Source organism: Pseudonocardia pini (assembly GCF_013870575.1).
Lineage (GTDB): Bacteria > Actinomycetota > Actinomycetes > Mycobacteriales > Pseudonocardiaceae > Pseudonocardia > Pseudonocardia pini.
Genome location: NZ_JACBXB010000860.1, coordinates 1 through 2,177, shown reverse-complemented (window position 1 = coordinate 2,177; position 2,177 = coordinate 1). Strand labels below are relative to the sequence as shown.

Annotated in this window: 2 protein-coding genes and 1 pseudogene; 1 reads left to right on the top strand and 2 read right to left on the bottom strand. The window is 74.4% G+C overall.

The window, feature by feature from the left end; translation table 11 throughout:
- Positions 1–138 (bottom strand): annotated as a pseudogene (locus tag H5J29_RS35565) (ubiquinone biosynthesis methyltransferase UbiE); the annotation flags it as partial.
- Between the two features lie 34 nt (positions 139–172).
- On the opposite strand from H5J29_RS35565, the gene H5J29_RS30025 reads away from it, so the two are divergent.
- Positions 173–775, top strand: a complete 603-nt coding sequence (locus H5J29_RS30025) for a P-loop nucleotide/nucleoside kinase family protein (RefSeq protein ID WP_181784335.1) — start codon at positions 173–175, stop codon at positions 773–775.
- On the opposite strand, the gene H5J29_RS30020 is transcribed toward H5J29_RS30025, so the two are convergent.
- Positions 714–2,177: ArnT family glycosyltransferase (locus H5J29_RS30020; protein WP_181784334.1), on the bottom strand; the 1,464-nt coding region annotated here is incomplete at its 5' end. The genes H5J29_RS30025 and H5J29_RS30020 overlap by 62 nt on opposite strands.

The following is a 2,177-nucleotide window of genomic DNA, read 5'->3' as shown; positions in this document are numbered from 1 at the left end:
GAGCAGCCGCGGGCCCGTGGTCCCGAGCCGGGCGGCGGAGAGCCGCAGGTGCTCGTGGTAGCCGGGGTTGCGGCCGACCAGCGCGTCGTAGCTCGGCGCATGGTCGTCGAAGGCCCGGGGCACGCCGATCTTCTCGATCCTCACCCGGCCGATCCTGCACCATCATGGGTCCATGAGCGCGACGGTGTGGGTCGTGGCGGGGGCGCCGGGGGCGGGGAAGAGCACGGTGGCCGAGGCGCTGCTCGCCGCGCTGGACCCGGTGCCGGCGTTGCTGGACAAGGACACCGCCTACGGGGACTTCGTGGCCGCCACCCTCGCCGCCGCGGGCCGCCCGCCCGGCGAGCGCGAGGGCCCCTGGTACGACGAGCACGTCAAGGTCCACGAGTACGCGGGCCTGACCGCACTGGCCCGCGAGATCGCCGCGCACGGCTGCCCGGTCCTGCTGTCCGGGCCCTTCACCGGCCAGATCCGCGACCCCGCCCGCTGGGACGCGTGGGCGCGCGAGCTGGGCGGCGAGGTCCGGCTCGTGTGGGTCCGGTCGGACCCCGCCACGCTGCGCGAACGCCTGGAGCGGCGCGGCTCCCCGCGGGACACGGGGAAGCTGGCTGACTTCGCGGCCTTCGTCGCCCGGATGCGGCCGGACGAGCCGCCGCCCGTGCAGCATCTGGAGATCGACAACCGCGCGGGGGCGACGCCGGTCGTCGAGCAGGTGCTCAGCGCAGTCGGTACCAGGTCCCCTCGTCGCTCGTCCGGTACGGCACGTAGTCCGCGCTGAGCACGGTCCCGACCTGCGGCCCGCGGTCTCCGACCCACTCGGCGGCATCCGCACTCACCATGATCACGTTCGGCCGCACGGTCGCGAGCTCGGTGGCGACCTCCTGCCACTGGTCGTCGGACATCAGGTCGTAGGCCCAGCCGTCGAACCGGACGGAGAGCGGGGTGCCGGAGAGCCGGTTGTAGAGCGGGTCGCCGAGGACGTAGAGGCTGTCCGTGGGCCGCAGGCCCGCTGCGGCGACCTCCCCGCGGATCGTGTCGTAGTCCGCCACGCGTTCGTCGATGCGGGCGCGGCTCGCGGCGGTGAACCCACCGCCGTCGAGCACGGTGGGCAGCGCCCAGCTGCCCGCGTGGGCGAGCATCGGGAGGCAGAGCACCCCCACGAGGACCGCCGTGCGCGGCCGCCAGGTGATGACGGCGAGCCTGCGCAGGGCCAACACGACCAGCGGCGCCGAGGCGAAGTACCACTGGTACCACCAGGCGAACTGGGTCGCGATCGCGACGACGTCCGCGACCAGGAAGACGGTCATCGCGAGGTCGAGCGCGTCCCGACGGCGCCACGCCGTGGCCACCTGCCACACGGCCAGGACCGCCACCGGGAACATCCAGGCGACGTACCGGCCGAGGCCCTCGGCGATGCGGGACAGCGACCGGGAGCCCGGCGCCGAGCCCATCCGCGCCGCCTCCACGATCCAGACGTGCAGCGTCTCGCGCAGCGCGCCCTGTGCGGCCAGCCAGCCCAGGACCACGAGCACGGGGACGAAGGCGGCCGCCGTGAGCACGACCGCCGCCGCGATCCGGTGCCTGCGCAACGCGACCACCAGGTAGCCGAGCAGCGCGACCCCGACCACCCCGGCGAGGAGCAGCTTGAACACGCCGACGACACCCACGCACAGCCCGGCGAACACGATCCGCCGGAACGTGGGCGGCCGCCGGGGGTCCGCGGCGACCAGCGCGAACGCCCCGACGGCAGGCGCCAGGCAGAGCATCTCGAGCTGGCCGAAGTCCCCCGGCCCCGCGGCGAGGAGCAGCACGCCGGTGGCGAGCGCGGGGAGCAGCCTGCGCAGCCGCGGCGACGGCGTCCGGTGGCGCAGCAGCGCCCACACACAGGCGCCGAAGGCGAAGGCCGTCAGGACGTCGAGGGCGCGCATGCCCAGCTCGTCGAACCCGAAGAGGCCGTACCAGAGGAAGACGCCGGGCTGCTTGACGTCCCACAGGTCCACGTACAGCGTCTGACCCTGCAGGATCTGCCGTCCGATGAGCGCGAACACCGCCTGGTCGCCGCGGAACGGCCAGGTCATGACCATCCAGCTCAGGGCGGCGAGGACCACGCCCGAGAGGAGGAGCTCCCAGCGGCCCGTGGGCTGTGGGGGAACGGTCTCGAGGGGCCTGCGGTGCCTGCC